The organism is Streptomyces sp. NPDC028305 (assembly GCF_055569495.1).
On sequence record NZ_JBVHTN010000006.1, the window covers coordinates 807,103 to 830,801 of the forward strand.

General features: G+C 71.6%; 16 protein-coding genes and 1 tRNA gene. 6 read left to right on the forward strand and 11 right to left on the reverse strand.

The features are described from left to right. Positions 1 to 5 precede the first annotated feature (5 nt). From ACZ4WQ_RS29065 to ACZ4WQ_RS29085, 5 genes are all read left to right on the forward strand, one after another. Positions 6 to 1,244, forward strand: coding sequence for a DNA polymerase III subunit delta' (locus tag ACZ4WQ_RS29065; protein ID WP_398376582.1), 1,239 nt, complete (start codon positions 6 to 8; stop codon positions 1,242 to 1,244). Between the two features lie 118 nt (positions 1,245 to 1,362). Beyond that, positions 1,363 to 2,907 (forward strand): alpha/beta hydrolase, encoded by a 1,545-nt coding sequence (locus ACZ4WQ_RS29070; protein ID WP_468022539.1) that lies wholly within the window; start codon positions 1,363 to 1,365, stop codon positions 2,905 to 2,907. Between the two features lie 118 nt (positions 2,908 to 3,025). Next, positions 3,026 to 3,099 (forward strand) — tRNA-Thr (locus ACZ4WQ_RS29075). 507 nt (positions 3,100 to 3,606) lie between these two features. Continuing rightward, positions 3,607 to 4,026: a hypothetical protein gene (locus tag ACZ4WQ_RS29080; protein ID WP_398376583.1), complete on the forward strand. Its 420-nt coding sequence runs from the start codon at positions 3,607 to 3,609 to the stop codon at positions 4,024 to 4,026. A gap of 10 nt (positions 4,027 to 4,036) precedes the next feature. Beyond that, positions 4,037 to 6,097, forward strand: a complete 2,061-nt coding sequence (locus ACZ4WQ_RS29085; RefSeq protein WP_398376585.1) for a CHAT domain-containing protein — start codon at positions 4,037 to 4,039, stop codon at positions 6,095 to 6,097. Here ACZ4WQ_RS29085 and ACZ4WQ_RS29090 read toward each other — a convergent pair. The 8 genes from ACZ4WQ_RS29090 to ACZ4WQ_RS29125 all read right to left on the reverse strand — a co-directional run bounded on the left by ACZ4WQ_RS29090 (position 6,069) and on the right by ACZ4WQ_RS29125 (position 19,385). Then, entirely contained in the window at positions 6,069 to 6,509 is a 441-nt protein-coding gene (locus ACZ4WQ_RS29090; protein WP_468022540.1) for a tetratricopeptide repeat protein, read from the reverse strand. The two genes, ACZ4WQ_RS29085 and ACZ4WQ_RS29090, sit on opposite strands and share 29 nt — an antisense overlap. Beyond that, complete coding sequence (locus ACZ4WQ_RS29095) at positions 6,506 to 9,142, reverse strand: Hsp70 family protein (protein WP_468022541.1); 2,637 nt, start codon at positions 9,140 to 9,142, stop codon at positions 6,506 to 6,508. Before ACZ4WQ_RS29095 ends, ACZ4WQ_RS29090 begins: the two co-directional genes overlap by 4 nt. Continuing rightward, complete coding sequence (locus ACZ4WQ_RS29100) at positions 9,139 to 9,759, reverse strand: hypothetical protein (RefSeq protein WP_398376591.1); 621 nt, start codon at positions 9,757 to 9,759, stop codon at positions 9,139 to 9,141. The genes ACZ4WQ_RS29095 and ACZ4WQ_RS29100 overlap by 4 nt, the downstream gene beginning before the upstream one ends. Continuing rightward, positions 9,743 to 10,186: a hypothetical protein gene (locus ACZ4WQ_RS29105; RefSeq protein ID WP_398376592.1), complete on the reverse strand. Its 444-nt coding sequence runs from the start codon at positions 10,184 to 10,186 to the stop codon at positions 9,743 to 9,745. Before ACZ4WQ_RS29105 ends, ACZ4WQ_RS29100 begins: the two co-directional genes overlap by 17 nt. A 10-nt stretch (positions 10,187 to 10,196) precedes the next feature. Further along, positions 10,197 to 14,576, reverse strand: coding sequence for a tetratricopeptide repeat protein (locus ACZ4WQ_RS29110; RefSeq protein ID WP_468022542.1), 4,380 nt, complete (start codon positions 14,574 to 14,576; stop codon positions 10,197 to 10,199). Positions 14,577 to 14,586: 10 nt separating this feature from the next. Then, a complete protein-coding gene (locus tag ACZ4WQ_RS29115) occupies positions 14,587 to 15,879 on the reverse strand; it encodes a serine/threonine-protein kinase (protein ID WP_398376594.1) in 1,293 nt (430 codons plus the stop codon). Continuing rightward, complete coding sequence (locus ACZ4WQ_RS29120) at positions 15,872 to 18,733, reverse strand: AAA family ATPase (protein WP_468022543.1); 2,862 nt, start codon at positions 18,731 to 18,733, stop codon at positions 15,872 to 15,874. The genes ACZ4WQ_RS29115 and ACZ4WQ_RS29120 overlap by 8 nt, the downstream gene beginning before the upstream one ends. Positions 18,734 to 18,878: 145 nt before the next feature. Then, a complete protein-coding gene (locus tag ACZ4WQ_RS29125) occupies positions 18,879 to 19,385 on the reverse strand; it encodes a hypothetical protein (protein ID WP_468022544.1) in 507 nt (168 codons plus the stop codon). A gap of 120 nt (positions 19,386 to 19,505) precedes the next feature. On the opposite strand from ACZ4WQ_RS29125, the gene ACZ4WQ_RS29130 reads away from it, so the two are divergent. Continuing rightward, the gene (locus ACZ4WQ_RS29130) at positions 19,506 to 20,129 is read left to right on the forward strand and encodes a hypothetical protein (RefSeq protein WP_311727095.1); all 624 of its coding nucleotides are present in this window, start codon (positions 19,506 to 19,508) and stop codon (positions 20,127 to 20,129) included. 250 nt (positions 20,130 to 20,379) lie between these two features. On the opposite strand, the gene ACZ4WQ_RS29135 is transcribed toward ACZ4WQ_RS29130, so the two are convergent. The 3 genes from ACZ4WQ_RS29135 to ACZ4WQ_RS29145 all read right to left on the reverse strand — a co-directional run bounded on the left by ACZ4WQ_RS29135 (position 20,380) and on the right by ACZ4WQ_RS29145 (position 23,694). Beyond that, positions 20,380 to 21,468 (reverse strand): polyprenyl synthetase family protein, encoded by a 1,089-nt coding sequence (locus tag ACZ4WQ_RS29135; protein ID WP_385345695.1) that lies wholly within the window; start codon positions 21,466 to 21,468, stop codon positions 20,380 to 20,382. A gap of 112 nt (positions 21,469 to 21,580) precedes the next feature. Beyond that, complete coding sequence (locus ACZ4WQ_RS29140; RefSeq protein ID WP_468022545.1) at positions 21,581 to 23,011, reverse strand: GAF domain-containing sensor histidine kinase; 1,431 nt, start codon at positions 23,009 to 23,011, stop codon at positions 21,581 to 21,583. Then, on the reverse strand, positions 23,008 to 23,694 hold the full coding sequence (locus tag ACZ4WQ_RS29145; RefSeq protein ID WP_311727098.1) for a response regulator transcription factor: 687 nt from the start codon (positions 23,692 to 23,694) through the stop codon (positions 23,008 to 23,010). The genes ACZ4WQ_RS29140 and ACZ4WQ_RS29145 overlap by 4 nt, the downstream gene beginning before the upstream one ends. Positions 23,695 to 23,699: the final 5 nt, after the last annotated feature.

A 23,699-nucleotide genomic window follows, 5' to 3' on the forward strand; every position in this document is an offset into this window, starting at 1 on the left:
CGGTCATGGCGGTGTGGGACGACCTGGTCGGACAGGACCGGGTGGCGAGCCAGCTGACCGCTGCCGCGCGCGACGCGGACGCGCTGGTCACGGCAGCGGCGGCCGCTGCCGGGGGCCGGCCGACCGCCTCGCCCGACGGAGCCCCCGCCGCGTCCAAGATGACCCACGCCTGGCTGTTCACCGGCCCGCCCGGCTCCGGCCGCGCCTCGGCCGCCCGCGCCTTCGCCGCCGCGCTCCAGTGCGTCAGCCCCGACCGGGCGCTCGGCGGCGCCCCCGGCTGCGGCTTCTGCGACGGCTGCCACACCACCCTGGTCGGGACGCACGCCGACGTTGAGGTGGTGCGTACGGACCTGCTGAGCATCGGCGTGAAGGAGACCCGCGACCTCGTCCGCCGGGCCCAGCTCTCGCCGGCCGGCGGCCGCTGGCAGGTGATCATCCTGGAGGACTCCGACCGCCTGACCGAAGGCGCGGGAAACGTCCTGCTCAAGGCCGTCGAGGAGCCCGCGCCACGCACGGTGTGGCTGCTGTGCACGCCCTCCCTGGAGGATGTGCTGCCCACGATCCGCTCCCGCTGCCGGCTGCTGACCCTCCGCACGCCGCCGGTGGACGCCGTCGCGGACCTCCTCGTCCGCCGGGACGGTATCGAGCCCGAGCTCGCCGCCTCCGCCGCCCGCGCCACCCAGGGCCACATCGACCGGGCCCGCCGCCTGGCCACCGACGAGCGGGCGCGGGCCCGCCGCGCGTCGGTGCTGAAGCTCCCCCTCCGCGTCGATGACGTGGGCGGCTGTCTGAAGGCGGCCCAGGAGCTGGTCGACGCGGCGGCCGAGGACGCCAAGCAGGTCGCGGAGGAGACGGACGCCAAGGAGACCGAGGAGATGCGCGCCGCGCTGGGTGCTGCCGCCGGGCCGGGCGGACGGCTGCCGCGCGGCACCGCAGGCGCCATGAAGGAGCTCCAGGACCGCCAGAAGCGCCGCGCGACCCGCACCCAGCGCGACAGCCTCGACCTGGCACTCACCGACCTGGCGGGCTTCTACCGGGACGTGCTCGCGATCCAGTTCGGCTCGCGTACGGCCATCGCCAACACCGACGTCCAGGACGCGCTGGAGCGGATCGCGGCCGGCTCCAAGCCGGAGCGGACGCTGCGCCGGATAGAGGCGGTCAAGGCCTGCCGTGAGGCGCTGGACCGCAATGTGGCGCCGCTGCTGGCGGTCGAGGCGATGACCATGGCGCTGCGCGCGGGCTGAGCCCGCGGCGCTCTCGATCACCTGTACGAGTTTCGCGGCCACAGGGTTATCCACAGGCGAGCACGGAACGCGTCGATACGACTACGCTCCGCATATCCGAATCGACCGAGGACTGCCGATGGACATCAGCCGCCGCACGCTCCGCGCCTTCGGCGCCGCCTTCACCGGCGTCGCCCTGCTCCTCGGCGGCTGCACCTCCGGCGCCTCCTCGCCGCGCAAGCCGCCGTCGACGAAGGCGTCGGTTCGGGCCGCCGCCCTCGCGCCGTACTACCGGCAGAAGCTCAGCTGGCGCGAATGCAGAGGCGGCGCGGGCTTCGAATGCGCCACGCTGAAGGCCCCGCTGGACTATGCCCGGCCCGATGGCGGCGGTGAGGTGAAGCTCGCGGTCTCCCGCAAGAAGGCCACGGGCTCCGGCAAGCGGCTCGGCTCCCTGATGGTCAACCCCGGCGGCCCGGGCGGCTCCGCGATCGACTATCTCCAGAGCTACGCGGGCATCGGCTACCCGGCCCGGATCCGCGCGCGCTACGACATGGTGGCCATGGACCCGCGCGGCGTGGCCGCCAGTGAGCCCATCACCTGTCTGAGTGACAAGCAGATGGACACCTTCACCCAGACCGACCAGACCCCCGACGCCCCGGCCGAGACCCGCCGCCTCGTCGCCTCGTACCAGAAGTTCGCCCGCGGCTGCGCGGCCCGCTCCGGCCGGCTCCTCGGCCATGTCTCGACCGTGGAGGCGGCGCGCGACATGGACCTGCTGCGGGCGGTCCTGGGCGACCGGAAGCTCAATTACGTCGGCGCCTCGTACGGCACCTTCCTCGGCGCGACCTACGCCGACCTCTTCCCGCGCCGCGTCGGCCGCCTGGTCCTCGACGGCGCGCTCGACCCGGCGCTCTCCTCCGAGCGGATCAACCGCGACCAGACCGCCGGCTTCGAGACCGCCTTCACCGCCTTCGCCAAGGACTGTGTGCGCCGCGCGAGCTGCCCCCTGGGCACGCGCGACGTCGCCCAGGCCCGCCGGCGCCTGTCCGCCCTCTTCGCCCGCCTGGACGCCCACCCCGTGCCCGCCGGCGAGTCCCGCCGCCTCGGTGAGTCCCTGGCCACCACCGGTGTGCTCGCCGCCCTGTACGACGAGGGCGCCTGGCCCCAGTTGCGCACCGCCCTCCGCTCGGCCACCCGCGGCGACGGCAGCGGCCTGCTCACCCTCGCCGACCTCTACTACGAGCGCGGCGCCGACGGCTCGTACGCCAACCTCATGTACGCCAACCCCGCCGTCAACTGCCTGGATCTCCCACCCGCCTTCCGCACCCCCGCCGACGTCAGCAAATCCCTCGCCGCCTTCCAGAAGGCGTCCCCCGTCTTCGGCAAGGCCCTGGCCTGGGCCGCCCTGAACTGCGCCTACTGGCCGGTGCGCCCCACCGGCACCGCCCACCCCCTCCGCGCCAAGGGTGCCGCCCCCATCGTCGTCGTCGGCACCACCCGTGACCCCGCCACCCCCTACACCTGGGCCCGCTCCCTGGCCTCCCAGCTCGCCTCCGCCACCCTCCTCACCTACGACGGCGACGGCCACACCGCCTACGGCCGCGGCAGCACCTGCATCGACACCGCCATCGACACCTACCTCCTGACCGGCACCCCGCCCCCCTCCGGCAAACGCTGCACCTGACCTGCACCTGACCTGCGCCAATGCTGCGCACCCGGGCAGTGATCAACCCCGTACGGAGCACCCCCCGAAACTGTGTAGACTTGGCGACGCTGCTGATGCCAGCCTGGCCAGGCAGCATGCCGCCTTAGCTCAGTCGGCCAGAGCGACGCACTCGTAATGCGTAGGTCAAGGGTTCGATTCCCTTAGGCGGCTCCGACAGAACCCCAGCTCGGACAGTGTCTGAGATGGGGTTCTTTGTTGCAACGGATACGGCGGCGGCGCCGTGCGCGGGCCGCGCGGCTGCCGGTGGTCTCATTTCTGGTCTCAGTTGCGGGGTTCGGCTGGGGCATGCACACGGCACGGCTCCGCACGCGGAAACGTGCGCTACTACCTCCGTGAGCTTTCTCCCCTCCCCCGCGAGCCCGCCCCGCCCAGGAATCCGACCCTGTGACCATCGCCGGGCGCGTCAGGCCGAAGCCGGACCTGCGCTACCACCTCAGCCGCGGCCGCTACAACCTGTGCTTGCTGGTTGGGCAGGCCGACGCCTGAGACAGGCGCAGCAAGCGGGCGAGCATGTCCGCTCCTGACAGCGCACTGAGCCGAACCCGCCGAATCCGGCTACTGCGTTACGGCTCCGGGGGCGTTGTGCGCATGTGGCCGAAGGGGTCCCCTGCAACGGCGGTGCGTCTTAGGGTTATGGGCAGAAGATGGAGGTCGTACGTGGTGGAGCGGAAGCCCGACGGAGGGTTCGCGTGCGAACTGGTCCTCAACGGGGATGTACGAGCGGATGCACCTGCTGCTCTGGGGCGGGAACTGTTCGAGAGCGGGGCCGCGCGGGTCGTACCGGTCTACGCGACACGACCGGCGCCCGGACGACGCTCGGGCGGTGTCGTCGAGGTGGCCACCCTCGTGGTGACCTCGGCCGGAACCCTGGTCTCGATCATCGATACGATCCGGGGCTGGCTGACCAGGGAGCGTAACGCCCCTTCGGGGAATGGGCCGGGCACGGCGGACAGGACCGGTGGCGTCACCTCGATCACGGTGATCATGGGGGACGACAAGGTGGAGATCATCCAGCCCTCCACCGCCGCCGAGGAGCGGCTCGTCGAGGCATTCGTCCGGCGGCACAGTCCGTCATGAGCGGGCCGTCATGAGCGAACCGGCCACGCTGAACGTTCGGGTCACCGGACAAGGCATGACCGTTCGCTACGAGTACGACCTGCGGGTCGGCAGCACTGTTGGCGACAGTCCTCCGCTCGAAATGGAGTACACGGTCGAGGTCGACCCAGGACTGGTGAAGGGCTGCCGCGCCCGGATCGACGAGGCCCTGACGAAGGCAGCGGCCGGGGAACCGGACCCGGAACCAGGCCTGGTCAAGGAGTTGGCCAAGTGGGGCAAGCTGCTCTACGGGCATCTGTTCCCGCGGGTACAGGGCAACGCGGCCGAGCTGGTCACCCGGCTGCACGCGTCGACCGGACCCGTCCTGGTGCGTACGAACGAGCAGGATGTCCCGTGGGAACTGCTGCACGACGGTGCGGACTTCGTCTGCCTCAAGCATGATCTCGGGCGTCGGTTGATGGGCAAGCGCCCCGTCGTCGGCGGGCGCAGCATCAGCCGGGTCGGCCGCGCGCTCATCGTGGGCGACACGCTCGGCGACCTTGCCTCCGCCCGCAAGGAGGTTGCCAAGGTCGCGGCGTGGCTGGTCGGCCGTGGTATCGAGTGCAAGGTGCTGCTGGGTCAGGAGGCCACCCTGCTCGACGTCGTCACGGAACTGGCCTCCGAGGAGACGCCGTACGATCTCTTCCACTTCTGCGGTCACGTGGCGACCGGCTCCGGCACGACCGGCCTGATGATGCACGACCGGCAACTGCTCGGCGAGGTCGTCCTCCAGACTCTCTCCGCGTGTGGCGCGCCGCCGGTGACCTTCATCAATGGCTGCGCCTCCGCCGGTGGGGGCGAAGTGGCCAGCATGTGCATGTCCTTCATGGCCCTGGGCGCGAAGACCGTCGTCGGCACCCGTACCGATGTGGCCGACGAGGGCGCCTGGCAGTTCGCCGCCGGGTTCTACGGACGGCTGCTCGCCGGTGAGTCGGCCGGTGCCGCCGTCCGGGCGGCCCGGGCCGCGCTCCGCGAACGGCCGGACGCCGCCTGGGCATCCTTCATCCTGTACGGCGACCCGGCCGCGGGCCTCACCAAGGACGTGACGGACGCGACGACGGGGAACCCTCAGGCGCTTGAACCGTCCGACGACGACCTGACGTTCCCTCTCGCCCCTGACGCGCAGATGCTGATGCGGCGGGTGCGCGCGTCCGCGGTCGGCCGGGGCGGGATCGCCTCTGTCGACCTGCTGCAAGGGCTGCTCGGCGAGGCGGACGTACGGCGGCGGATCGAGGACAGTATCGGGCCGGACGCCATGGAGGCCCTCGACCAGGTGATCCACCAGGTCCTCAGCCGCAGCTCCGGCACGGTCGGCGGTTCCGATACTCGTACGGGGCGTGGTGGCCTCCTGTCCGACACCGTCAACCGCGTGTTCATGGAAGCGGCCACCCACGTTGCCGCTGATGGCAGGAGCACCATTACCACGGCCGACATCACAGCGGCCTTCGTCGCCGTGGGCGGCGGCGTCTCTTCCCGGCTGCTGAAACTGTGCGGGGTCCCGCTCGCCAGGCTGCTGCCGGACGGCGCGACGAAAACTCCGGGCCGGAACAGCCTGGACAAGAGCACTCTGGATCAGAACACCTCCGGCCAGCACACCTTGGCCCCGGGCACGGCGGCGCTCAACGGTGACGAGCGGCTGCCGATGGACGACTTGAGCCGGAGCGCCGTGGGCATAGTGCGGCTCGCCAATCTGCTGGCCGAGACGCGCGGCGAGGTCATCGGCACCTATACGCTGCTGCTCGCCTTCGGCGCGATGGGAAGCGAAGCGCTGCGCCGCGGCATGCACGAGCAGGGGGCGGCCGGGGAGCGCGCCTTCCGACGGCTCTCCGAGATGCTCACCCCCCGGCGCCGTGACCTGTCCCCCCGCGTCCACGACGTACTTGACCAGGCCCGCCGGCGCGGCGCCGCCGGGCGCACTTCGTCCGGTCGCGTCGGCGAGACCGCGATCCTGCTCGCCCTGCTTGCGGACGAGGAGTCATCGGGGCGTGAGCTGATGCGCAAGCTCGGGGTCGACCCCGAACTGCTTATCCAGGCCCTGGGCCGGGCTCGCTGACTCCGCTGGTCCCGCTGGTCCCGCCCGGTTCGGCGAGCGCCGCGAGTTCCGCGAGCCGCGCGAGGCCCCGGGTCGCCTTCGGGTCGCCCGGTCTGCGGTCCAGCACCTCCGCCCACTGCCGGTGTGCCTCGTCGGGGTCATCGAGCCGGAGGCCGGCCAAGGCCAGCGCGTTGCGCGCCTCGGTGTCGCCGGGGCACCAGAGCACCACCGCGGCGAAGCAGTCCCGTGCGGTGGTGAGGCGGCCCTCGCGTGCCGCGGCCAGCCCCCGATTGAACAGGTGTGCGGGGTAGGTGTGCAGCCGCGCATAGCCGGACAGGGGCGTGCCGCAGCCCGCGCAGACCTCCGTCCCGTACGTGTTCTCCTTGCGGCACAGGGCCACCGGGCAGCGGACGTGCCTCGTCGTGGCCGTCATGAGATGGCCACCGGGATGCCGGCGCCGGGGCCGTCCGGGTCGTCGGGCGAACCCATGACGATGTTCTTCAGCCGGATCAGGCGCTGACGCTCCTGGCCGGCTTCCTGCTGGACCCGGTGCGGATCCTGGGCGATGAGAGCCTGCAACCCGGCGAGCCGCTTCCCGATGTCCTCCACCTCCTGACGGTGTTCGGCCGTGGCAGTACGGGACGCCTGGACCTGCGTACGTACCAGGTTCAGGATCTCCAGGGCACTCTGGAGCCGAGATTCGGCCACTTCGGTGTCGGCGACCGGCCCGCGGTCCTTCTGATGCTGCCGGTACGCCAGCATCCGGAGGTGTTCGAAGATGTGTTGCAGCTGGGTGATGACCTCCGAGTACGACCGCTGGTCACCGGCGCTCAGTGCCCGCTCGCCCTGATCCCGCTGGACTTCGATGGCCTGGGCGAGCTCCCGTTCGTCGTGCGGGGCCTCGGCCTCGGCGCTGAACGTGGCCACGTACCGGTTGAGCTCGGTACAGTCCTTGACGAGCTTCTCGAAGTCCGGCCTGGGCGGCTGAAGATCCTCCGCGTCGGGCTTGCCGACGGAGTCGGCGATCGCCTGCATCTGCTCGAACTCATGGCTCGCTACTGTCCTTTCGCCGAGTTCGAGAGCGTCGGCGAAGGCCTTCTGAGCCATCTCCATCCTGGTCCTCTTCACGTTCCGCTCGCCCGCCGGCAGGAACTCGACGCCCTGCTCGAAGCCGCGCACCAGCTCGGCCACCTGGTCCTCTCCCGGCAGTTCGGCCTCCGGCGGCACCTCGACCAGTGCCTCGAACGGATGGTCTCCGATGGAGCCACGCACCGTGATGAGCGCATGCACGTCCATCTCCACGTCCAGGTCGATCACCGTGCCCCTGGGGGTCGAGGACGGCACCGGAACCGTGATGACCTGGATCTGGCGGGCCTGCTGGTAAAGCCGGAACTCCACAGTGTCGGTGTCACCGGGGTGGCTGAAGTCGTAGCGCTCCTTGAACGGCAGCGGCCGCAGCGCGGGGATCAGCACGTCGCGCTGCGTTCGCCCCTCGCGGTTCACCTCCAGCAGGATCGGCTTGGCGTTGATGGACGCGCTGGTCGTACTGCGCCCCGGCTTCTGCGCGGCGGCGCGGTCGTGGACGACCGTGCGTCCGACGGTCGCCAGCAACTCCCCATCGGCGTCGAACACGTCGACGGTGAGCAGACTCTGCGCGTCCGGCTGTACGGGAATGCGGGTGAACGCGAAGCTGCCGCCCGGCCTGAGCTGCGCCTCGTCCTCATACTCCTCGGTGCTGAGCCGCACCGAGCCGCCGCCGAGATCGAGATCGGGGTCGAGCGCCTCGACCGTCCCGCCGACCACGGTGCGGTCCGAGGCCGTGACCACGGTGCCGCGGAAGCCCACCCGGACCGTCCGCTCTTCGTTGAAGATGTCCAGGCCGCCCACCGCCGAGGCTCGCACGGCGGCGCCCAGTGCGACGACCGTGTCCACCTGCTCGTACACCGGGTCGGTGCACTTGGCGCGCGGCGAGCCGGGGTCGGGGGAGCCGAGGTCGGGCGCACAGAACCGGCTCTTCACCATCTCCTGGACCAGCGGCAGATGGGTGGAGCCTCCGGCCAGGATGATCTGGTCCACGTCGGCCAGGGTGACCCCGGCCTCCTCGGCCGCCTGGTCGAGCGCCTCGTCGCAGTACTGGAAGGTGCGCTCCAGAAGCGGCCGGGCGATCTTCTCCAGCTGCGCGCGTTCCATCACGGTGTCGATGACGACCCGCTGCCCGTCCTTGTCGGTCAGCCCGCCGGAGTCGCGGAGCATGAACTCCGTACGGTCCGAAAGCCCCTTCTTCACGGACTCGGCGAGGGACTTGAGGCGCCGGAAGCGCAGCCGGTCCTCCGCGTCGTTCTCCAGGTCCAGGTCCATCGCCCAGTCGTCCTCCTGGAGCAGCTGCTGGAGGTGGCGGGCGAGCGCGGTGTCGATGTCGTCCCCACCGAGCATGGTGTTGCCGCTGATACCGAGCACTTTGAAGTCGGCGGCCTTGCAGCGCACCACGCTCACGTCGAAGGTGCCGCCGCCGAGGTCGTAGACCAGGAAGGTGCCGTCCCGGGTGCCGGTCCGCCAGCAGTAGTAGCTCGCGGCGGCCGTCGGCTCGTGCAGCAGGTCCACCACTCGCAGACCGGCGCTCTCCGCCGCCTTGCGGGTCGCGTCGATCTGCGGCTGGTCGAAGTACGCGGGTACGGTGACGACCGCGCGGTCGACCACCCAGCGCACGTCCCCGGTGTCGAACTCTGCCACGTCCTGCTCGATCTGCCGCTTCATCTCCCGCAGGATCTCGGCGGAGACGTCGACGGGGGTGTGCTCCTCGCCCGCCAGGGTCACCGTCTTACGTGATCCCATGAGGCGTTTGACGGAGGTGACCGGCTCCGGCTCGCTGCCCACCCTCGCGAACGCCTTGCGCCCGACGACGAGTTCGCCGTTTCGGGGGTTGCGCCATACGCAGCTCGGTGTCGTGCGGGCGTTCATGCCGTCCTGGTGGATCACGAGGTCGGTGTCGGTCGGGTTCATCACCGCCACCGCGCTGTTGGTGGTCCCCAGGTCGATTCCGACGGCCTTGCTCACGTACTGCGTCATGCGCCGTTCTCCGTTCCGGCGCTCAGCGGCGCGCCCATAATCACTTGCCCCAGCCGTACGACCGTGCCGCAGTCGAGCACGATCGGCTCCACGGTCTCCGCCACCACCTCGGCGGTGAATTCGGGCCCATAACGCCACCCAGCGATGTCGACGACATCCGCGACCGATTCGTAGGGCTTTCCGTTGGGGTCCTGCGTGGTGATGTCCAGCGCGTGCAGCGGTTCGAGCACCTGTTTTCTGGCCACGTGCAGACGGCGACCCAGCGACTCGGCGCCTGCCGCCTCCAGCGGACCGGCCGCCTCCCTCAGCAGACCGTCCAACCGCGCCACATGGACGGCGAGTTCGATGAGTACCTGGCGCGCCGCTGCGGTCTCCTTGTGCGCCCTGTTGCTCTCGTTCTGGAGGTCGGACCAGTACCGCTGGAGCAGGGCGGCCATCGCGCGGCCCGGGCTGACGAGGTCCGGCTGCTCAGGTCCGCCCAGCCCTTCCGGCACCGGGCGCTCCTCGAACTCGTCCCAGTCGATCACGTTCCCGGTGGGGTGGGCCTCGGCGTCGGCCGGAGAGGAACCAGCCGGCGAGGAGTCAGCCGGAGAGGGCATCTCAGCCGAAGAGGACATCGCGTACCTCCAGCGGCGGCAGTTCCAGGCGCAGCGGCACCGGCGCGTTGTCCAGAGCGGGGCGGATGTCGACGGTCGGCGGGGTCAGCATCTCGTCCAGCAACAGCCGGGCCACGGCGGCGAGGTCGAAGTCCGCCGCCCGTGGCGCCTCCGCCCGCCCGGACGGCGCGTCGAAGGCGATGGGACGGCGCCCGTACTGCCGGGCGAAGTCCTCCCATCGCTCGCCGCGGTAGTCCGCACCCGGAGCCTCCAGCAGTACGTGCAGTTCGCGGGTCTCCGGGAGGCCCATCAACTCGTCCTTGGCCCACTCGGCGAGCGCACCCGCGTCCTGCGCCCCGGTCACGGCGAGTTCCTGGAAGCGCTCTGCCACCTCCTCGTCGCCCGCCGACACGGGAAGTCCGAGGACGTGGAAGGGATTCGGCTTCATAAGTCTCCTCTCACGGTTTGTCGTGTAACTGGTCGTAGAACGATCGGGCCGCCTCGTTGGAGGGATCGAGACGCACAGCCTGTTTCAACAACGGAAGGGCTTGGGGGAATTTTTTGGAATAGATGTGACTCGTGGCCTGGTAGGTCAGAGCCACCGAACGGTCATGGTCGGTGCGGGCCAATTCGTACGCCTTCTTCGCCGCGGTCAGCATGCGTGGATAGTTCTCCGCCTTCCGCGCGGCGAGGACACGCTCCACCTGTGCCCTGAAGAGGGTCTGGGCGAGCAGGTCGGGGGCGCTGAGGTTGCCGGGATCCCACTTCAGCGCCTCTTCGTACGACACGATGGCGGCTCGGCTGCCCTGTGCGACGAACAGTCCGCGGAACGCGAAATGCTGGCCGAGCGCTCGGTTGCCCGGGAGATGTCCCTTGCCCGGGGTGCACAGCGGAGCGAGCTCGTCGGCGAACCTGCGCGCTTTTCCGATAACCTTCCGCAGTTCCTCGGTTCTGTGCATCTGGTAAAGGCAGGTCTGTAGCCCGTTGTACCAGTCGAGTCCGGTTCGTAGAAGGCGGGGCAGCGGAATACCAAGGCCGATCAGCGGCTCCATCAGACGGATGCCGGATTCGTAGTCCTTGTCGATCCCCTCGGCCAGTTTCGCGATTGCGGCCGAGTCTCTGACCGCCTTCTCGGCGGTTTCAACGACCTCGTCGCACCACGCGTCGGTGACCGAACCGGCCAGGGCGGAGATCTCGGCCCAGCGCCGCGCGTCGACCGCCACGGACCACGGGATGCCGAAGTCCCGCAGAAGGCCATGGACGGCGGACTCCCCCTCGCGGACGGTCTCCAGCACCCGCAGGTGCTGCCGGGCGGTATCCCGCTGCCCTGCCTGGAGGGCCTCGGCACCGAGCTTGCGGTGCATGCCGAACATGTCCCGGCACACGATGCCGCGCAGCCGCGTCTCCGCCTCGGGCCCGACGGGCGCCTCGCCGTGCTGCTCCCAGAATTCTCCTGATGCCAGCAGAAGGGTCCACAGCACGGTCGCGCGGGCGAGGTGTCCGCCCGCCTGCGCGGTGGGCGCGGCCCCGCCGAGCGCCATGCTCCGGTACAGCAGGGCCAGGGTGTGGTGGAGGCGGACGTCGTACTCCAGGGTCTTCAGGCAGTCCGCCCAGCTCCGTTCGACTCCTCTGCTCCCTCCCGACCTCAGGGCGCGCAGGAGCCTGCTGTCGGCCTCGACGGTCGTCTCCAGGGCGGAGTAACGGCCGGGCCGTTCCCAGGGGACGGGCTCCGGCTCGGCGCCGGGGAAGAGCTGGTCCAGCAGGCGGTCGACGTATGTGCCGAGTTCCAGGTCGCGGGCGAGCGATTGGACTCTGCCGCGGGACGGGACGCGTTTCATCGGGGGGCCGGCCGATGGCAGGACGTCAGCGGCCCGGCGCAGCAGCTCCGCGCTCCGCAACGCGTGCCCCGCTCGGCGGGCGGTCACCGCCTGATGGCAGAGCAGCCGGGCGAATCGGGCGCGGAGGTGGCCGGAGTCGAGCCCTTCCTGTTCAGCCCGGTGTATTGCCCGCACCCACATCGCTTCCGCCGTCACGTCATCCCCGACGGCGGTCGCGCAGTCGGCCAGGACCGCCGTGTCGAGTGAGGGCGGGCACTCATCGGTCAGCCGCCTGACGAGACCAGCCAGCGGATGGGGCTCGCCGGGACGGCGTTTGGCGCCGTTCGGTCTGGCACGACCCGCTTTGCGGCTGCCCGGATCGCGGCCCTCGGCGTGGGCGAACAGCGCGGGCAGCAGCCGGGTGATGTCGGTGACGGCGGCCAGATCGCAGTCGGCCGCCGCCGCGGAGAGCAGGTCAAGGCACCGCTTGGGATCGCTCTCGACGAGCCCGGCCGCATGGACGACCCGGACCAGCGCGGCCTGCTTCCCGGCCCCGTCGGGCGGGGAGGCCCCGGGAGAGCGGCCGTCCAGCACGTCGGCGAGCACGGCGCACATGGCGCTGTCCGCCGATGCGGCCCGCAACTCCTGTACGGCGGCGCCCCGGTCGCCCCGCGCGAGGTCGCGCGCGGCACAGGCCAGCGCCGGCACGGGCTGTACGGCGCCGGACGGCTGCGCCGCCTGGAGCGGTGGGCGTCCCACGGCCGGCAGTGCGATCGCCGCAGCCGTGATCCGACCGGCGAGCGCGTGCACTTCCGGCGAGGGGTACTGGTTCGTCAGACTGCGCACCAACCGGGCGAGGGAGTCCCGGCGGTCAGGGTCTTCGGCGAGCATGCCCGCACGGGTGAGCGCGGCGGCCAGCCCGGCCACGGCCTGCGGGGGCGGCTCGTCGGCATCCTCGATCAGGGCGGCCAGCCGCCCGCACAGTTCCAGGTCGGCGGCTTCCGGCTCCTCGGCCAGCAGCGCGATGCCCAGGACCCATTCCGCCCAGGGATGTTGCCGTGCGGAGGACGGCAGCCCCGCCGACTCGTCGCCCGGGCCAGGGGCGGTTCCGTAGGCGACCGTCGTGGCGGCCCGCAGCAGTACAGGGGCGTCCGGGGGTACGGCGCCCGGCCCGGCGGTTACGGCCCGGCCGAGATCCCTGGCCGCCCGCCGCGCGTGGTACGGGGCGTCGTCCGGGTCCAGGGTCGCGCCCTCCCCGGCCAGTTGATGCAGCCAGACGGCGCCGAGCACGTACGGCACCTGGGGGAGTTCCCGGGCCGCCAGCCGCTCCAGCCGGTCCGCGATGGCTTCGTCCGACCCGCCCCCGGCCGCCTCGGCCCACACGCTCAGCAACTCCGCCTTGGCGCCGCCGCGCCCGGCCAGCAGCCGGTGCGCCCTGGCCGGACGGCGCTCCTCCAAGTGGTGCGCGGCCAGCACCAGCGCCGCCCGCTCATGCCCGAGCGCCAGGGCCGCCCCGAGCAGTCGCCGCCCCTCCTCCGGATCCCGCCGCAGCGCCAGCAGCCCCGACCACAAGAAACGGTCGGCCTTCGGCAGCCGCCGGTACAGCGGCTGCCTCACCAGCGCCGTCATCTCCGCCGGCATCGCCCGGCTGTACGCCTCGCCCAGGGCCGTACGCAACGCCTCGAGCCGCTCCGGTAAGCCGCCGACCTTCGCGGGCAGGCCGGGCGCGGGCAGACCGGGCGCGGGCTGGTCCGCGGCGCCGGGCGGCGGCCGCCTGCCCGCGGTCAGGTCACGGCGGACCTGGGCGATCCGCTCGTAGCCGGGTGGGGCCGCGGCTGCCGCATGTTCCGCGTCAGTGCCGGGCACCGCATCCGGCTCGGCGTCCAGCAGGAGACAGGCGAGCGCCCAGTCGTCCGGGTTCGGGGTCATCGTGCCGATGAGCCTCCGGAGTCCGGCGCGGCTGCCGCAGAGCAGCTGCGACCAGGCCGCGTGGTAGCGCCACTGCGGGAAGGGGGAGGCGCCGGCCGTCAGGGGCACGAGCAGATCGCGGGCCCGCGCGGCGTCGCCGTCCAGGAGGTGCAGGCGGCCGCGGGCGTAGGCGGACCAGGGGCCCGCCTCGAGGGTCAGGTCGAGGGCGGCCAGCCGGTCGGTGGCCGGGGGACGTGTGTCGGTGTCCGAGTCGAACCAGGCCAGCACCCGGCCGAGCTCGGCCATCGCGGCGACCCTGGGCGGGGCTTCACGGGCTGCGTCGAACGCCCATTCAGGGATACTCGCGGCCTCGCCGGCCCGCACGTAGGCGGCCACAAGCCCGAGCAATGCGGTCCCGTCGCGTGGGTCCGCCGCGCAGGCCGCGAGGAAGCAGTCCCTGGCCAGGTCGAGTTCCGCGGTGACCAACAGCCGGTGGAGCCCGGCCGCGCGGTCCGCCCCTGGGAGTCCGGTCGCTGCCAGCTTGTTCGCCCGACGCAGCTGCGCCGCCTCCGACGTGAAGTCCACCTGTAGCGCGTCGGTGGCCAGCGCGACCACCGCCGGGGGCCGTGGCCCGCCCCGGCCCAGAAGGTCCGCACAGACCTCCAGATGGTCGTCGTCCTGTCGGCCGGACCGGGCCAGTTCGTCCGCCAGCGCGGCCCTGACCGGATCCTGGTCCGGCGCCTCCCAGTACAGCCGGGTCAGCAGTTCGTAGACCTGCTTCTCCTCGCCGCGCCCATAGCGCGCCTTGACCAGCGGCCGGACCACCTGGTCGAAGGGGATGGCACCGGTCTGGGCGACGCGCAGGCCGAGCCTTTCCAGCGCTTCGAAATCGTCCTCGGTGAGCAGCGGCTGGAATGGGCGGCCGACCAGGGACCGTAAGAAGTCGGTCCACAGCGGAGCGGCCGCTTCGGGGCGCTCCTCCATCCGCACGGAGAGCTCCCGCAGTCGCGCCAGGCCGCTGGGCGGGTCCGGGTTCTTGAGAGCGGCGGTCCACTGTCTGCGCAATCGCCCCGAGCGGCTGAGGAAGTCGCCGAAGGATGGTGGCGGACTCATGCGGCTGTGCTCACCCCCTGCCCCTCTCACGTCGCAGGAGATCCTCGAAGTGGGTCGCCTGAAAGGCGTTCCCGGCCCGCCGGTAGGCGTCGGCCGTACGGGACAGCAGGGCACAACGCTCCTTCCGGGTGCGCAGAAGGGCGCTGTTGCGCACCAGTTGCCAGGCCCTGGCGAGGTGCCGAGCGGAGCCGGCCGGGTCGCCCTGCCCGTCGAGCAGGCGGGCGAGTTCGCTCAGCAGCGCCAGCCGGACGGCGGGGGGAAGATCCCCCGAACCGGAGTCCAGGCACTTGCGCAGGGTGTGGCACGCGCCGGCCGGATCGCCGTCGGCCGCCTGCTTCCGGGCCTGCTCCAGCGCGCTCTCGCCGGGCGGTGGGCGGTGGGCCCCGGCCTCGGCCCCGGCCAGCGCGTCCAGGAGTTCCGCCGCACTGCGGAACCGCCGCGCGGGCTCGAACTCCAGGCAGCGCAGGACCACGGCGTCGATCCCGCGCGTCACGGTGTTGTTCAGCCGTGACGGCGGGGCCGCCGCGTGGCCCTCCTTCTTCTGCTGGTACAGCCAGTCGCCGTGCAGCGTGTCGGGAAGGCCGGGGGGCGGTATGAGGTGCGCGAAGGGAAGCCGGCCGGTCAGCCCCTCGTACATCAGCACCCCGAGTGAGTACAGGTCGGAGGCGGGCACGCTCTCGCCCTGGGAGGTCTCGGGCGCCATGTACGTCAGAGTGCCGGCGACTCCGGGCACGGTCCCGGACGCCAGCAGCCTGGCGGCGAGGCCGAAGTCGATCAGCCGCACGGTCAGGTCCGAGCCCAGCAGGACATTGTCCGGCTTGAGATCCCGGTGCAGCAACGGCTGGTCCAGGGCATGCAGTCCGCGCAACGCCACACAGATCTGCCGGGCCCAGTTGAACAGCAGCTTGGCGGGGACCGTCTTCAACGTCTCGAACTGGGCGGCGAGTGTGGTGCCCTGCACGTACTCCATCACCAGGAACGCCCGGCCGTCGGCGTCGTGGGCCAGCCCGCCGTCGTACACATGAACGAGGTGGCGGCGTGCCTCGGCGTCGGTCATCCCGTCCATCGCCTCGGCCAGCCGCAGGATGTCGGCGAACCGCTCCTGGGCGTCCGCCTCGGTCATCCCCGTCTCCTTGGAGATCTTGCAGGCGACCCGCCGGACGGGGCGGCCGAGGATGCGCTGCTCGCTGAGGAAGACCGCGCCGAAGGCGCCGCCACCGATCCACTTGGTGAGCAGATAACGGTCGTTGATCACCCGGCCCTCGAACGACCGCAGGTCGGTCCCGGCTCCGTCGTCACTCATGACCCGGTCCGGCCTCCTTCGCCGTATTTGCCGCCGGAGCGGGGCTGAAGCGGACGTCCGTCCGGGGTTCGCCGGGCCCGATGCGACGGAAGTCGAGCTCGATGCGGGTGCAACTCCGGAACTCCGCCTCCCGGCGCTCCTGTTCGAGAAGGATGGGATTCTCGATCAGGTCCGACAGGATCTTCGCGATGATGCGGCCGCCCTCCTTGCCGCCGGACTTCTCGTTCAGCAGATGTCCGCGCCCGGCGGCGTAGCGGATCAGCGTTTCGGGAACGACCAGCTCCTTTTCTCGCTTGTCCAGCCAGAATTCGCGCTGCCGGTCGACCAGCTTGCGGCAGATTCCGGTCATGGCGTCCAGGTCCAGCGGGCGGAACACGATGATCCGGCGAATGCGCGCCAAGAACTCGGGAGAGAAGACAGGACCGCCCTGCGCACGGTTCCCGATCTGGGGCAGTGCCTCTTTCACCCGCGCGACGATCTCCTCGTCGGACCGGCCCTCCCGTGCCATCCGGGAAATGATCTCCTGACCCGCATTGCTGGTGAGGATGAATATCGCCCGGTCGCCATGGGCCTTGACACCACGCTGGTCGACGATCCAGCCCTCGTCGAAGAGGTTGAGGAACGGCCGCCAGACCTCGGGGTGCGCCTTTTCCGCCTCGTCGAGCAGGAAGACGCAGTACGGGTCCGCGTTCAGCTCGTTGATGAGGCGGCCGCCGCGCTCGTAGCCGATGTATCCCGGTGGGGAGCCGATGATGCCCGACACGCTGTGCGCCTCGGAGAAGTTCTCCATGGGGTAGGTCTGCAGGCGTTTGGAGGAGGAGTAGAAACTCGCGACGGTCTTCGCCAGCTCGGTCTTGCCCGTCCCGGTCAGCCCGGCGAAGAGCATCACCGAGGCGGGGCCGTTGCTCGCCCCGGCCAGGCCCGACTTGATGCGGCGCAGCTCGCTCGCGACGACCTCGACCGCTTCCCGCTGCCCGAAGACGGACCCGCCCAGCGCCTGTTCGTAGTCGGTCCGCTCCCCGCCCGTGCCGGCGATCTGCCCGGCGGGCACGCCCGACACTTCGGCGATGACCCGCACCACGTCCTCGGTGTTCACGACGGCCCGGGTATCGCCGAGCTGCGTACGGCGGTAATCCAGGTCTTCGCAGGCCCGGCGGAGCACCTTGACGGCGGCGAGCGGCAGCCGCTGGTTGAGGATGTAGTCGCCGGACATCACGACTGCCCGGTCGACGGCGCGGTCCTCCACCTCGGTGTTGAACTCCGCTTCCAGGCCGTCCGCCGCCTGGCGGACCATGTCTCGCGCGCAGGCCCGGGCCGGCTCGGTCATGTCGATACGGGTGGTGAGTTCGCGCAGGGCGTGGTCGGAGGACAGCAGGTCGTCGTACTCCTGGCCGGACAGCACCCCGACGAGATGGATCCGGCGCTCCTTCAGCGCGCTGCGCAGGGCCGGTACGTGGTCGGTGCCCCCGGGGCCGCGGAGCATGGCTCCAAGGCCGTCCAGGCACACGATGAGATCAGTACGCCCGGCCACATGGGCGATGATCCTGGCGAGCTTGGCACCGCTCTCGGAGTCCGGTACGTCATGGCAGTCGACGCGCAGCAGGCGCTTGCGCCGCAGGAAAGGCAGCTCTCCGGCCGCCGCGCGCCTGGCCAGTTCGCGCAGCAGGGTGGTGGTGCCGACCCCGGCGGGCCCGGTGATCAGCACATGGTTGTCGGTCGTACGATGCAGGGCTCGACCCAGGGCGTCGAAGTAGCGCTCCAGGTGCAGGGCGGGAACGATCCCCTGGGTCCGCGCCAGCCAGGTGAGATCCTCGGCGGGCGGTGACTGCGGCGGTAACCGGAAGGAGACCTCGCGCGGTCCCGCGGTGCGCGCCTCCCTGACGGCCTGGGCGAGCAGCTCACGCATGCGGGCGAGGTCCACCCGGAGCGGTTCCCCCTGGAACACCGACGCCAGCCTCGGCGGCGGATCCTCCAGCAGGGCATCGAGCAGATGCGGTGTGTCGACCAGCTCGGCACCCCAGACCGCGGCAGCCCGCCAGGCGCGCCGGAGCAGGGCGAGCATCGGCTCTCCCAGCCCGTCACGATGCAGTGGCGGCGCGTCCTTTCCGTGCTGTGACAGCCGGAAGGCGCCGCTCAGCAGCTCCGCGACCTTCACCAGGCCCAGCTGCGGCGGGATCTGGAGCCGGACGAGCCGCTCGGTCAGCCCCTCCGTCTCGCCGAGCAGGGCGAGGAAACAGTGCGGCGGTAACAGGCGGTCGTACCCCAGCTCACCCGCGCGCCCCGCCGCCTGCTCCAGAACGGCCCAGGCATCCGCCGAGAAATCCTCGGAGCGCAGCCTCCCGGTCTCGTCCAGCAGAGCGGGAGGCTGCTCGGTGCTGAGGCGTGCCTGTTCCCGCAGGGTGCGCGCGGCGGCCGCCATGTCGAGAATCCGCAGGAACTGCCGGTCACCGGGGTCGGGATGATCCAGGACGCAGGCGATGAGCAGTTCGAGGCAGACGGGGCGCAGCCGATCCTGGTCCTGGGCGAACTCCGCGGCGAAGCGGTCGAGGCCGGACAGCGTCTCCGGTGTGAAGCGCTCACGTCTTCCGTCGAAATCGAAATCCAGTCCGTCCTGGCTCCCCGGGTTGTACACCGCGATGGTTTCCAGCAGATGCCGCGGCTGGGCACCGTCGGCGAGCGTGAGCGCGAGTGCCGACAGAACTCCTTGATCGCCGGCGTCGATCGCGGCGTAGAGGATGTCACTCGGGCGGACTGTCCCCGAGCAGCGCTGGGTTGCCGCCGAGAGAACGTCGATTGTGCGTTCGTCCAGAAGTGTATGCGGAGTGAAGATCCCTTCCGAAAACAGTGACAACACGACGGCACCCCCGTACCCGTTCCCGGCAGACCATGTTGGCGGAGAATTCCGGAGCCGACGGCGGTTTCTCCGCTGTATTCACAGTTTGACACGGGTGCGACAGGGCCTGTCGCCATTGAAGTTTTTTGATCTTTGAATCCCCTGGTCATGTGGGCTGGTGTGCGGGGCCTATGTCGGTGCGCATGGCCGAGCGCAGGGCGGCCAGCGCGTCGATGTAGGTGCGGTGGACGTGTTGCCACTCGGCTGCTCCGGGGGCGTTGTTCTCCGGCGTACCGGGATTGCCGATGGTGACCTCGGTCGTGGCTATGACGTTCCGCATCGCTCGCAGCGAGCGGTATGCCGTATCGGCGGCGTCGGCTACCGGCGTCGGGGCGACGAGGGTGATCTCGTAGTTCAGGGAGAGCAGGGAGTGACTGCGCCAGGCGGCCCGGACGTCGCCTTCGTCCACGGGCGCCTGTTGGCGGATGGCGAGCAGTTGCAGCTCGCTGTCCGTGTTGGTGAGGGCTTCGAGGTAGCGGGCGTACAGCTCCCGCCTGAGCTGGTGCAGCTGGTGCCCTCGATCGCGTTTTGCGCGAACAGCCTCACCCAGCAGCGTTGATCCGACCCCAACTATCGCGCCGATCAGCGTGCTTATGGGCGTAGTCCAATCCATGAGCTGACAGCGTAGGTCGAATGGGCCTCCGCTTGCCCCTGCCCGAGCCCCGGGCGTAGCCGGACCGGCGGCTGCGGCATGCTTGCTGCCCGTCAGGCGTGAGCGAAGCAGGGAGCAGGCATGGGAACGCCCGAGTCCGTCGTGGCCACGGGGAAGAAGGCGGCGGGGGCCCCGCCGTCCACGGCGCGCCGGCTGGTCACCTCGCTGGTGTGGGCGGTGTCGGTGCCGCTGATGTTCACCGCCGCCGCCTGGCTGGCCCAGTATCCGTCGGTCGGCATCTACGCCGGAGTCGTGCTCGCGCTCGGGACGTTCGCCGTCGCGGCGACCGTGGCGGGCGGCATCTGGCACCGGGCGGGGGCGGCGGCGCTGGTGTCCTGCGCGGGGTTCGCGCTGACGCTGTTCGCCGGGCCGGGGCTGTACGAGCTCTATATGAAGACCTTCGGGGAGAAGGTGCCAGCCGTGGTCATCAAGGTCGAGGACCGCGATGAGCAGCAGCACTGCACGGTGAAGGAGACCGGTGGGAAGCGGGCCGTGCACGAGATATCGCAGCAGCAGAACTGCTTCGACCACATCAAGCGGCTCCAGCGCGTCGTCCTCCGCGAGGACCCGATGGGGGTCCTGGAGCCACGGCTGCCGGACGGGCCCGACCAGTCCGGCCAGACCGCCCTCACCCTGGGGATCTCCGGTGGGCTGTTCGTGGTGACCGGCGCCTCGATGTTCTACGCGGGGCAGCGCAGGCGCTGACCGGGGCCGGAATGTGCAACACGGGTGCAAGCGGGTGGAACGCGGGTGGAATACGGGGCGCGGGCGGGCGGGTTTCCTCGCTGTGGTTGCCAGGGAGCGATTCAGGCGGCTGTCGGCGGTCGTCCGGCGGTCCTCGCGGGTCGGCGGTGGGCGCCGGCGCCGGGGAGCCGGCTGCCCCGGGCCTCCTGTGACGGCCGAGGACTGCCGCTGCCGTGGGGCGCGCCGCGTGGACCCCGACCCCGACGCCGTCTCACGGCTGCGCCGCTTCGGGGAGTCCCTGCTCCGCGGTGACCAGCGGGGCCGGGGCCGTGGGTGAGACGGCCGGGCGGCCGCGCGTCACCACCTCGCACAGGTCCTCCAGCGCCCGCCGCGCCGCGCCGGCGGGCAGCGGCGCCAGGGCGGCGCGGGCCTCGTCCGCGTAGCGGGCGGCGGCCACCCGGGCCTGTTCCAGGGCGGGGTGGGCGCGGAGCCGGCCCAGCGCCTCCGCGTACCGGGGCTCGTCCGAGAACCCGGCGGCGAGCAGTTCGCACAGCTCCCGGTCCTCGGGCGAGCCGGTCGCCTTCGCCCGCGCCCGCAGATACAGGACGGGCAGTGTGGCGAAGCCCTCGCGCAGCGCGGTGCCCGCGCGGCCGCGCGGCAGGCCCCCGGCCCCGCGGCCCTCGGCGATGTCCAGCACGTCCTCGGCGAGCCGGCAGGCGACGCCCAGCCGCTCGCCGTAGTGCGCGAGCGCGCCCGCGACCTCCCGCCCCGCGCCGGACGCCAGCGCGCCCAGCCGCCCGGAGACCGCGATCAGCGAACCCGCCCGGCCCGCCAGGACCTCCAGGTAGTGCTCGATCGGGTCGCGGTCGCCGCTGGGGCCGGCCGTCTCCAGGATCTGGCCGGTGACCAGCTGTCTGAAGGCGTCGGACTGGATCCGTACGGCCTCCGGGCCCAGGTCGGCCAGCAGGTGGGAGGCGCGGGCGAAGAGGAAGTCGCCGGTGAGCACAGCTACCGAGTTGTCCCAGTTCGTATCGGAATCATCGGTGCGGTGGTGCGCGTCGGTGTCGTCCAGCACATCGTCGTGGTAGAGCGTCGCCAGGTGCGTCAGCTCGACGACGACGGCCGAGGGCACCACGCCCGGCGCGGCCGGGTCGCCGAACCGCGCGGCCAGCAGCACCAGCAGCGGCCGCAGCCGCTTGGCGCCCGCCCGCACCAGGTGCTGGGCGGCCTCGGTGATGAACGGCACATCGCTCTTCGTGGCCTCCAGCAGGCCCGCCTCGACCGCCGCCAGTCCGGCTCGGACGTCGGCTTCCACCGCGCGGTCCCGCATGGACAGCCCCATGGGCCCGGGGAGGGTCACGGACGGGTCTCCTGTCTGTGGCTGGCCGGCATCTCCGGCATCGGGAACGTAGTAGGTGAAATGTCTCACACGGGGCAGGGTTTCGAGAGCCCACGGCTCCGCTTTCGAGGGCCTACGGCTCCGCCGGGACGGTAGCCCGGACGCGGCTGCCCCGGCCCGGCCGGCTGTCCACGCTCAGCGTGCCGCCCACCTCCCGGGCCCGCTCCCGCATGGACAGCAGGCCCAGATGGCCGGGGAAGGAGCCCCGGGAGTCAAAGCCCACGCCGTCGTCCGCGACCGTCAGCGTGATCGTGCCCGGGCCGCTGAGCAGGTGGAGGCGCACATGCCGCGCCCCCGAGTGCTTGGCGACGTTGTGCAGCGACTCCTGGGCGATCCGGTAGAGGGCGTGCTTGGCCTCCGGCGTGGTCTCCGGTTCCGGGCCGAGCGTCGCCTCGGCGGCGATGCCGTACCGGTCGCGCAGCGCCGCCACGTGGTGCGCGAGCGCCGCGACCAGGCCGTCGGCCTCCAGCGTCTCGGGCCTGAGGCGGCCCAGCACGGCCCGCGTCTCGGTGATCGCGGCGTCGGCGAGTTGCCGGACGTAGTCGATCGGCTCGGCCAGCTCCGGCAGCGCGTCCGTGCCCCGTCCCTCGCCGCCGCGCAGGTCACGGTCCAGCAGCTCACGGGCGGTGCGCGCGCCCAGGGTGATGCCGTACAGGGCCTGGCAGACGGAGTCGTGCAGCTCTCTGGACAGCCGCCGCCGCTCGTCCAGGGCGCCCCTGTCCCGCGCGGCCGCCCGGCGCCGCTCGTCCGCCACCGCGCGGGCCGCGTGCCCGGCGATCGCGTCGAGGAGGGCCAGGTCGAGGCCGTCGGGCCGGCGGCCGGGCGGGTAGCGGCAGTGCAGCACCCCGGCCACCCGGCCCGGGCAGCGCAGCGGCCAGGCCGCTCCGGTGCCGTCGTCGCGGAGCGTACGGATCACGGGCGCGGCGGAGGCGATCGCCTCCCGGGCTTCCTGGGCTGCTTCCGGTGCGCTGTCCGGTTCCAGCGGTTCCAGCAGCCGGACGGCGCACTCCGCCGCGCCCGTGTGCGCCACGGCCGCGGCGGCCAGCCGGTCCAGGGTGGGCCGCAGCCCGTCCGTATCGGAGGTGTCGGCCAGCCGGCGCAGCTGCTCCCGGGTGCGGAGCTGGGCGACCGCCAGGGCGGCGGGCGCGGCGAAGCTCCTCAGCGCGCGTCGGTCGTCCGAGGTGAAGCGGCGAAGGCCGAGGACGCTCGCCTCCAGGACGCCCACGATCCGTCCTCGCACGGTCAGCGGTGTGTCCAGGACGGCGGTGAGCCCGGCCGTACGCGGGGTGCCGTCGGCGGCCCGTACGGTCAGGGCCTCGCCGGGGACGGGGCCCTCGGCCGGTTCCATCACCAGCACCCGCGCCGCGTCCGCGCCGAGGGCTTCCCGCGCCCGCCGTACGACCAGCCGCAGCAGGTCCTCGGCGGGTTCCGCGTCCAGGACGCGCCGCTGGATCTCGGCCAGGGCGCGCCGCCGCGCCCTGGCCCGGCGCCTGACAGTGATCACGCCGACCACCAGTGGTCCCGTGTCGCCTCCAGCGGCTCGGGGGTGTTGAGCTCCCCGGCCGGCACCAGGCCCGACTGGACGGCGTACACCGCGGCCTGGGTGCGGCTGTGCACCCCGAGCTTGGTCAGGATGTGGCTCACATACGTCTTCACCGTCTGCTGTCCGATCCGCAGGTCGCGCGCGATCTCCTTGTTGGACTTGCCGCGGGCGAGCATCGTCAGGACCTCGGCCTCCCGCTCGGTCAGCTGCTCCGGCCCGCTCGGGGCCCTGACCTGGCCCATCAGCCGGGACGTCGCGTCGGGGGAGACCTGGATCCGGCCGGCGGCGGCGCCCTTCACCGCGTTTCTCAACTCGTCGGCCTCGGCGTTCTTCAGCAGAAAGCCGATCGCGCCCGCCCGGACCGCCCCCATGACCATGGCGTCGTCGAGGGCGCTGGTCAGCGCCACGACCTCCACCTCGGGGAGGTCCTGACGGATCTCGGCGGTGGCCGAGATCCCGTCCATGACGGGCATCAGCAGATCCATCAGGACCACGTCGGGGCACAGCTCCCGGGCCAGTCGTACGGCTTCCCGGCCGTTGGTCGTCTCGCCGACCACCTTGATGTCGTCGTCGAGACTGAGGATCATCCGCAGGCCCTGCCGGACGACCGCGTGGTCATCGGCGATCAGAACTCGAAGTGCCACTTTGG

Coding starts and splice junctions, on each gene's coding strand:
- ACZ4WQ_RS29065 (WP_398376582.1), top strand. CDS start 6: ATGGCGGTGTGGGACGACCTGGTCGGACAGGACCGGGTGGCGAGCCAG.
- ACZ4WQ_RS29070 (WP_468022539.1), top strand. CDS start 1,363: ATGGACATCAGCCGCCGCACGCTCCGCGCCTTCGGCGCCGCCTTCACC.
- ACZ4WQ_RS29085 (WP_398376585.1), top strand. CDS start 4,037: ATGAGCGAACCGGCCACGCTGAACGTTCGGGTCACCGGACAAGGCATG.
- ACZ4WQ_RS29090 (WP_468022540.1), bottom strand. CDS start 6,509: ATGACGGCCACGACGAGGCACGTCCGCTGCCCGGTGGCCCTGTGCCGC.
- ACZ4WQ_RS29095 (WP_468022541.1), bottom strand. CDS start 9,142: ATGACGCAGTACGTGAGCAAGGCCGTCGGAATCGACCTGGGGACCACC.
- ACZ4WQ_RS29100 (WP_398376591.1), bottom strand. CDS start 9,759: ATGTCCTCTTCGGCTGAGATGCCCTCTCCGGCTGACTCCTCGCCGGCT.
- ACZ4WQ_RS29105 (WP_398376592.1), bottom strand. CDS start 10,186: ATGAAGCCGAATCCCTTCCACGTCCTCGGACTTCCCGTGTCGGCGGGC.
- ACZ4WQ_RS29110 (WP_468022542.1), bottom strand. CDS start 14,576: ATGAGTCCGCCACCATCCTTCGGCGACTTCCTCAGCCGCTCGGGGCGA.
- ACZ4WQ_RS29115 (WP_398376594.1), bottom strand. CDS start 15,879: ATGAGTGACGACGGAGCCGGGACCGACCTGCGGTCGTTCGAGGGCCGG.
- ACZ4WQ_RS29125 (WP_468022544.1), bottom strand. CDS start 19,385: ATGGATTGGACTACGCCCATAAGCACGCTGATCGGCGCGATAGTTGGG.
- ACZ4WQ_RS29130 (WP_311727095.1), top strand. CDS start 19,506: ATGGGAACGCCCGAGTCCGTCGTGGCCACGGGGAAGAAGGCGGCGGGG.